Below are 7348 nucleotides of genomic sequence, written 5' to 3'. Positions count from 1 at the left end.
TTGTACGGTGAGTTTCGCCGCAACATCCCCGCCGAGGACGCGGTGCCTTTGCGCGAAATACCCGGCGTTACGCTGCGGGCGCTGCCGGCGCTGATGATGCCGGTCATCCTGCTCGCGGGCATCTATGGCGGGGCCACCACGCCCACGGAAGCGTCGACTACGGCCTGGCCACCGCCAGCGCCACCGGCGCCTCGATGTACCGGCTGCAGCCGGTCGGCATGCCTGTGTTCGACCGCAGCAATCCGCGCAGCGCACCGCCGGCCGTGGGCGGCAACATCAGCATCGCCAGCGCCAATGTGCTGAATTACTTCACCACCTTCACCAATGGCCAAACCGCCAGCGGCCAGACCGGCCAGGGTTGCAGCTTGGGCGGCGCCACTTCGGCCGCCAACTGCCGCGGCGCCAACAACGCCAATGAGTTCGGCCGCCAGCGCGCCAAGATCGTTGCCGCGCTGAGCGCCCTCAACGCCGATGTGGTTGGTTTGATGGAGATTCAGAACAACGGCAATGTGGCGCTGTTGAATCTGGTCGAAGGCCTCAACGCGGTGTTGGGCGCGGGCACCTATGCCGCCACACCGTTGCCGGCTGACACCGGTGACGACGCGATCCGGGTGGCGATGATTTACAAGCCGACCAAGCTGAAGTTGTTTGGCGCCGCGCTGTCCGACACCCATCCGGTCAACAACCGCCCGACCTATGCGCAAGGTTTCCAGGCCGCCAACGGCGAGCGCTTTGCCGTGGTGGTCAACCACCTGAAGTCCAAGAGTTGCAGCGGAGCGTCCGGTGCCAATGCAGATCAAGGCGATCTGCAAGGCTGCTACAACGCCAACCGTGTCCTGCAAGCGGCGCAACTGCGCAATTTCATGTCCCAGGTGCAAGCCACGGCCGGCACGCCAGACGTGATCCTGCTCGGCGATTTCAACGCCTATGCGCAAGAAGACCCGGTGCACGAGTTGACCTCGGATGGCGGCATCAAAGACCTGGTGGGCAAGTTCGATCCTGCGCATTACTCCTATGTGTTCGACGGCTTTGCCGGCCGCCTTGACCATGGTTTCGGCAGCGCCAGCATTGCGCCCAAGATCAGCCACGCCACCTCCTGGCATATCAATGCCGATGAGCCCTTGGTGCTGGACTACAACACCGAGTTCAACCCGGCCGGCTACTACCAGCCCACGGCGTTCAAGTCCTCCGACCATGACCCGATGCTGCTGGGCTTGAATCTGTACAAAAAGCTCAAGGGCGGGGTCGGCCGTGATGTGATCACGGGCAGCGCCGGTGACGACATCATCGAAGGCGGCGCCGGTGCCGACACGCTGACCGGCGGCCAAGGCCGCGACCAGTTTGTCTACACCAGCATGATCGATGCCGGCGACGCCATCAGCGACTTCACACCGGCCGATGACTTGCTGGACCTGGGTCAGCTGATGCGTAGCCTCGGCATCAGCAGTGCCAACCCGCTGGCTTCCGGCCATGTGGTGTGCAGCAATGCGGTCGGCGCGGCGGTGATCGGCATCAATGCGGCCGGCAGCGGTGCTCTGACGCGCAGCCGTCCGCTGGTGCAACTGAAGGGTCTGAGCTGCGACAAGCTGAGCACCGCTAACTACAAGTTCTGAGTGACCCTCTCACCCTCATTTTGAAAGCAAAAAAGATCATGAACTTCAATCTCAAGATGCTCGCTTGTGCGGCCACTTTGGCGCTGGCTGCGCAGGCAGCCACGGCGGCCAGCTTCAACTTCAGCGGCAACACCGATGCAGGGGGCCCTTTGCCTGTGCAGGCTTTCAGTGGTCAGTTCAGCTTTGATGAAACTTTGTTGAGCAACTCCGGCGAGGAGTTTGTCAACCTCAGCGCCTGGAATTTGCTGGCCTTCGGCAATAACTACTCATTTGCAGGCAGTGATGCGGCGCCGCGGGCAGCCTTTATGAATGGTGAGTTGCTGGGGGTCGAGGTCAGCTATTCGACCGGTGTTACGCCTGCCGTGGCAATGATCAGCAGCCCGTTTGGCGTGGCCGATGCCTACCTGGTCTACCGCACTGCGGCGGGGCTGGAGGGCAGTGGCAGCTACACCGTCAGCGTCGTGCCCGAGCCATCAAGCTGGGCTCTGAGCCTGGCCGGCATCTTGGCTTTGGGCGCCTTGGCACGTCGCCGCGCTGCCCGGGCCTGATGAGTTGAGCGGCGCCGTCAGCAAGCCTCGCCACAGCGAGGCCCTGAGGGCTGCCGTTTCGCCCGCCGGCAGACAAGCAATGTCAAGCGCGCGGGCCTGCCCGTTGCCGCCTTGGGTATCGGCCTGCAGTCGCTGTAGGCCAAACCGGCGGTCCAAGCCGGTGCTGAAGAGGCGCAGGCTTTGCAGCTTGGGACACGACACGATGACCCAGCGCTGCGTGAACACACCGCTGCGGTAAAGCAGTAGGTCGCCGGACAGTGCGTAAGCGCCAAAGCGCTGCCAGGCCCGCGCATGCAGCAGCACAGCAGCCATCAACAAGGCGCTGCCTACGAGCCAGACCGGCCAAGGCAGCGGCGCGCCCAAGATCCAATTGGCCGCTACGCCCGTCAGCCACAGCGGCACCAAACCCAGCGCTTGGCCCAGCAGCCGACGGCGCAAGCCGGCCTCGGCCAAGGGCTGCCAAATCAGCGCTGGCCAGTCCAGCTGCGGCAGGCACAGGCGCAGCAAGGCGTGCGCCTGCGGCGGCGTTGCCAACGGTGCAAGCTCCTTGAAGCGGGCGAATTTTTCAGCCCCATCGTTGCCGCTGTCGCCCTGACCGGCCACGGTCACGCTCAGCTGGCAACGGTTCAGCCGACGCTGCAACCAGCTGCTACTGAGCTCCCAGCGCTGCAGCCTGGGCAGGCGCACGGCAGCGCGGGTTTGGGTGGTGAGGCCCGCGGTGCTGAGCAGACGCTCGCCATGCTGTTCAAGTTTGAAGTTATGAAATTTGAGCAGCGCCATCGCCGCCGACAACAGCTGCAAAAGCACCAAGCCCAGCAGCAGCAGGCCCAGGCTCAGCGCCGTCAAGTGCAGCCAGGCCTGGTTTTGCAGATCGGCGCTGAAGCTGCGGCTGAGCGCATCCACCGGGCCTTTTGACCATTGCAGCAGCTGCGAGCGCAGCGTCTGGCTTTGCATCACGAAGCCAAAACCGGCCGCCACCATCAGCTTGCCGCGATTGCTGCTCAGGCCCAGCAGCAAGACCTCCCGCATGGGCATGGCGTGCAAGAGGCGCGGGCTGTCGCCGGTGCTTTCAAGCGTTTGGGCGCCGCCGCGCAGCAGGGCCTCCAGTTGCGCGGCCGCCGCGAGGCTCAAGACCTTCATCACCGCCTCCGGCTTGCCGCCGGCCGCAGACTCAAGGCGCAGCTCGGTGACGCCCAGCAGGCGGTGCAAAAACTCCTGTCGCTGGGTGATGTTTTGAATGCGCGCCACCGGAATGTGGCGCAATGAGCGGTCCAGCACCCCTTCGCGCACCAGCAATTCGCCGGCGCTGACCTCGTAGCGAAAGGCCCGCGCCTGCAGCACCGAACGCAAGGTCAGCGCCAGCATCGCGGGCAGGGCCCACAAGACCCATTGCGAGTCTTTTTGCCCCAACACCAGTACCGCAATCAAGGGCAGCAACATCTGCTTGAGCAGGCCGGCGATGCCGAACAGCCATGAGGCCGGATGCAGGCGCAGCAAGTGCGAGCTCGATTCACTCATGCTCATGTTCAAGCTCAGGCGCCTGGCGCGGCAACAGATGCTCGCGCAGGGCGTGCGCCTCGGCCAGCGGCAGGCCGTGAACGCTGACCTGATGATCATGGCTGCCCGCCGTGTGCAGGCTCAAGCTCGCCATGCCCCAGCGCCGGTCCAACGGCCCTTGGCTGACGTCCAGATGCTGCAGCCGGGCAGTGGGCACCCAGACCTCGCTGCGCCACCAGACGCCGCTATACAGCACCACGCCTTCGCTCTCATGCAGCTCGGCGCGGTAGTGGGCAAAGCGCTGGCCGGCGTAGCGCCAGCCCAGGGCGAAACCCGCCGCGGCGAGAGTCAGGCCCAAGGCCGCGGCCCAGGCGAGCGATTGCACCAAGCCCAGCGCCGCCAGGGCCAAACCCGGCAAGGCGCCACTCAAGCCATGGCGCCAGCGCCAATAGCGCAACAGGGCGGGCATGCGGGAGATGGCTTGAACCGCCGAGGGGGGAAGCTTCGTCATCCAATAACTTTCAGTAAGTGCGCCCGCCCTTGAACTGCGCGTGCTGGCGGCGTTGCAAGGTGGTGCTGCGGCTCATCGCCTCGAAGGACACGCTGGCATGCGCATGCATGATGGCCAGGCCCAGCGCATCGGCGGCGTCCTTGCCGGGCTCGGAGGGCAGATTCAGCAGCCGCTGCACCATCGCCTGCACCTGCTCCTTGGCCGCATGGCCATGGCCGACCACCGCTTTTTTCATCTGCAGCGCGGTGTACTCGGCCACCGGTAGGTCATTCGACACCAGCGCGGTGATGGCCGCGCCGCGCGCTTGGCCGAGCAGCAGGGTGGACTGCGGGTTGACGTTGACGAACACGATCTCGACCGCCGCGCAATGCGGCTGGTAGCGGGCGGTCACCTCGCGCACGCCGTCGAAGATGATCTTGAGGCGGGCCGGCAGGTCGCCGGTCGCCACCGCGCTGGTCTTGATGGTGCCGCTGGCCACGTAGCTGAGGCGCGGGCCGTCGGCGTCGATCAAGCCAAAACCCGTTGTCTGTAGACCGGGGTCAATTCCAAGAATTCTCATGGCTTGCAGTGTCGCAGCTTGCGATCAGCATGATGGCCCAAAGCTGCCGTTGATGCGCAAGCAAATGAATCGTCAACGAGTTGGGACTGGCCGGCAGACGCAAGGTCGAACTCTTGCGGCGCAGCGCTTGCTGGTCAATGCTGGGGGGCAGCCGGCAGTGCCGCGGCAGCCGATTCGCTGGATTTAAGCGCTTGAGCCAGCTCGGGTGCGGCCGGCCCGAAGGCATAGGCGTCCATGCCCAAGGAACCAAAGGTCAAACTGGCATGCAGGCGCCGTGGCGCCGCCTCCCGCCCGCCCGCGCCGGCGGCGATGAACCAGGGCAGCAGGTGCTCGTCGCTCGGGTGCATGGCTGCGGCGAAAGGGGCTTGCGCCCGGTAGTCGAGCAAGGCCGGCCAGTCTCGGTCTGTACTGCGCTGCTGCCACCAGGTGCGGAAGGCCCGCGAACTCTCCAGTTCGACGGCATCGATGGGCTGCATGCCGCCTCGGCCAAACACCAGGCTCAGGTTGTGAGTGATGCTGCCGCTGCCAATGATCAAGACCCCGGTCCGCGCCAACGGCGCCAGTAGCTCGCCGAGCGCGAACTGTTGGGCCGGGCTCGCGTCGGCGACGAAGGCCAGCGGCAAAACCGGCACATCGGCGTCGGGATAGAGGTAGCGCAAAGGCACCCAGGCGCCATGGTCCAGGCCGCCTTGTTGCGCCAGCTGCATGGGCACGCCGGCTTGGCTGGCCAGGGTGATGACTTCTTGGGCGAGCGCCGGCGCACCCTTCGCGTCGTAGCGCAGGCTGCGCAGCCGGTCCGGGAAACCGCCAAAGTCGTAAATCGCTTGATGTTGGTCGGCGGCCAGCAAATGCGGCTGCTGCGCGCTGGTGTGGGCGGAAATCATCAACACGGCACGCGGGCGGCCGTAGTGGGCGTCCAGAACTTGCCCCAGTCGCGTCATGAACGCGCCTGCCTCGCGCGGCTCGAGTGCGGTCATTGGGGATCCGTGAGACAAAAACAGTGGCGGAAATTGTGCGGTGTGTGTGCTCATGATGGTCTTGATTGGGCCAGCGACGGCCGCGTGCTGGGTGGCGCGGGATTGAATCCCTCGTTCAGGGCTTTTGCATGCTGACCAAGGACGCCTGCCGGACTCTCGCTACAGTGCGGGGCATGAGTACATCTATCCCCCAAACCAAGACCCCGCCGACGGTGCTGCAAATGGCCTGGCGACAACTCTGGCGCGACTGGCGCGCGGGCGAGTTGCGGCTCCTGATGTTGGCGGTGGCGCTGGCGGTGGCGGCCTTGTGTGCGGTGAGTTTTTTGTCCGACCGTTTGGACCAGGGCTTGCGCCGGGACGCCGCGCAGCTGCTGGGCGGCGACGCGGTCTTGCTCAGTGACCAGCCCACGCCCGCGCCCTTGCTGGCGCTGGCCGACGAGCTGAAGTTGCAGCAAGTCAGCAGCGTCAATTTCCCCAGTATGGCAAGAGCCACTGAGGCGCAAGGCGGCGCCAGCCGCTTGGTGGCGGTGAAGGCGGTCGGGCCGGCCTATCCGCTGCGTGGGCGTTTGCTGTTGCAGGATGGGCGCACGGTGCAAGCCCCGGCGGTGGGCGAGGTCTGGGTGGACGCGCCGGTGTTGACGGCCTTGGCGCTCAAGCTGGGCGACTCGGTATTGCTGGGCGAGTTGAGCTTGCGCATTGCCGGTGTCATCCAGACGGAACCCGACCGGGGCGCGGGCTTTCTCAATTTTGCGCCGCGTCTGATGTTGGCCGAGGCGGATTTGGCCGCCACCGGTCTGGTGCAGCCGGCCAGCCGCATCAGCTACCGGCTGGCGGTGGCGGCCAGCGACACCGACAGCAGCAAGGCAGTGACCAGTTTTGTGACGCGGGCAACGGCCTTGATCGAAAGCGCCGGCTGGCGCGGTGTGCGCCTGGATTCCTTGGAGAACGGCCGGCCCGAGATGCGCCAAACCTTGGACAGGGCCAGCAAATTCCTCAGCCTGGTGGCCATGCTGGCGGCCTTGTTGGCGGCGGTGGCGGTGGCGCTGGCCGCGCGTGACTTTGCGGCCCGGCATATGGATGACTGCGCGATGCTGCGCGTGCTGGGGCAATCGCAGCGGCGCATTGCCTGGACCTATGGCTTGGAATTCGGTGCCGCTGGCTTGGTCGGCAGCGCGCTGGGGGTGTTCTTGGGCTGGGCGGTCCATCACGGCTTTGTCAGCTTGCTGGCTGGCCTGCTTGATGTGAGTTTGCCGAGCCCGAGTTGGTGGCCGGTGGCCTTGGGCTTTGGCCTGGGTTTGAGCTTGTTATTGGGCTTTGGTTTGCCGCCGGTGCTGCAGTTGGCGGCGGTGCCGGCGCTGCGGGTGATACGGCGTGATTTGGGCAGCTTGAACGCGGGCTCGCTGTTGGTTTTGGTGGCCGGGGTGTTGGGCTTTGCGGCCATTTTGATGGCCTTGTCGGGCGACTTGGTGCTGGGGGCGATTGCGGCCGGCGGCTTTGGCGCGGCGGTGGCGGTGTTTGCCTTGCTGTCGTGGCTGGCGGTGACGGTGCTGCGGCGTGTCGTACCGCTCAGTGTCAACGGCACACAGGCGCCGCGCTGGCTGTTGCTGGCGACGCGCCAGGTCGCGGCGCGGCCAGGTTTTGCG

8 protein-coding genes are annotated in these 7348 nt (G+C 65.6%); 4 read left to right on the top strand and 4 right to left on the bottom strand.

What is annotated here, in order from left to right:
* The first annotated feature begins 42 nt into the window (after positions 1-42).
* Genes RMO57_RS08450 through RMO57_RS08440 form a run of 3 tightly spaced genes read left to right on the top strand, consistent with a single transcriptional unit; the run spans position 43 to position 2161 of the window.
* Positions 43-303, top strand: coding sequence for a hypothetical protein (locus RMO57_RS08450; RefSeq protein ID WP_310385754.1), 261 nt, complete (start codon positions 43-45; stop codon positions 301-303).
* A complete protein-coding gene (locus RMO57_RS08445; RefSeq protein WP_310385753.1) occupies positions 195-1613 on the top strand; it encodes an ExeM/NucH family extracellular endonuclease in 1419 nt (472 codons plus the stop codon). Before RMO57_RS08450 ends, RMO57_RS08445 begins: the two co-directional genes overlap by 109 nt.
* A gap of 38 nt (positions 1614-1651) precedes the next feature.
* Positions 1652-2161 carry a PEP-CTERM sorting domain-containing protein gene (locus RMO57_RS08440; protein ID WP_310385752.1) on the top strand — a complete coding sequence of 170 codons (510 nt, stop codon included), beginning with the start codon at positions 1652-1654 and terminating at the stop codon, positions 2159-2161.
* Here RMO57_RS08440 and RMO57_RS08435 read toward each other — a convergent pair.
* The 4 genes from RMO57_RS08435 to RMO57_RS08420 form a co-directional block, all read right to left on the bottom strand.
* A complete protein-coding gene (locus tag RMO57_RS08435) occupies positions 2087-3679 on the bottom strand; it encodes a PH domain-containing protein (protein ID WP_310385751.1) in 1593 nt (530 codons plus the stop codon). The genes RMO57_RS08440 and RMO57_RS08435 overlap by 75 nt on opposite strands.
* Complete coding sequence (locus RMO57_RS08430; protein WP_310385750.1) at positions 3672-4169, bottom strand: PH domain-containing protein; 498 nt, start codon at positions 4167-4169, stop codon at positions 3672-3674. Before RMO57_RS08430 ends, RMO57_RS08435 begins: the two co-directional genes overlap by 8 nt.
* 10 nt (positions 4170-4179) lie before the next feature.
* On the bottom strand, positions 4180-4728 hold the full coding sequence (gene ruvC, locus RMO57_RS08425; protein ID WP_310385749.1) for a crossover junction endodeoxyribonuclease RuvC: 549 nt from the start codon (positions 4726-4728) through the stop codon (positions 4180-4182).
* 134 nt (positions 4729-4862) lie between these two features.
* Positions 4863-5759: a class III extradiol ring-cleavage dioxygenase gene (locus RMO57_RS08420; protein WP_310385748.1), complete on the bottom strand. Its 897-nt coding sequence runs from the start codon at positions 5757-5759 to the stop codon at positions 4863-4865.
* A gap of 119 nt (positions 5760-5878) precedes the next feature.
* Here RMO57_RS08420 and RMO57_RS08415 point away from each other — a divergent pair.
* On the top strand, positions 5879-7348 hold a 1470-nt coding region (locus RMO57_RS08415; RefSeq protein WP_310385747.1), incomplete at its 3' end, for an ABC transporter permease.

The organism is Roseateles sp. (assembly GCF_031397715.1).
Taxonomy (GTDB): domain Bacteria; phylum Pseudomonadota; class Gammaproteobacteria; order Burkholderiales; family Burkholderiaceae_C; genus Paucibacter_A.
This window is presented reverse-complemented; position numbering and strand designations above follow the sequence as displayed.

Coding starts and splice junctions, on each gene's coding strand:
- RMO57_RS08445 (WP_310385753.1), top strand. CDS start 195: ATGTACCGGCTGCAGCCGGTCGGCATGCCTGTGTTCGACCGCAGCAAT.
- RMO57_RS08440 (WP_310385752.1), top strand. CDS start 1,652: ATGAACTTCAATCTCAAGATGCTCGCTTGTGCGGCCACTTTGGCGCTG.
- RMO57_RS08435 (WP_310385751.1), bottom strand. CDS start 3,679: ATGAGTGAATCGAGCTCGCACTTGCTGCGCCTGCATCCGGCCTCATGG.
- RMO57_RS08430 (WP_310385750.1), bottom strand. CDS start 4,169: ATGACGAAGCTTCCCCCCTCGGCGGTTCAAGCCATCTCCCGCATGCCC.
- ruvC (WP_310385749.1), bottom strand. CDS start 4,728: ATGAGAATTCTTGGAATTGACCCCGGTCTACAGACAACGGGTTTTGGC.
- RMO57_RS08420 (WP_310385748.1), bottom strand. CDS start 5,759: ATGAGCACACACACCGCACAATTTCCGCCACTGTTTTTGTCTCACGGA.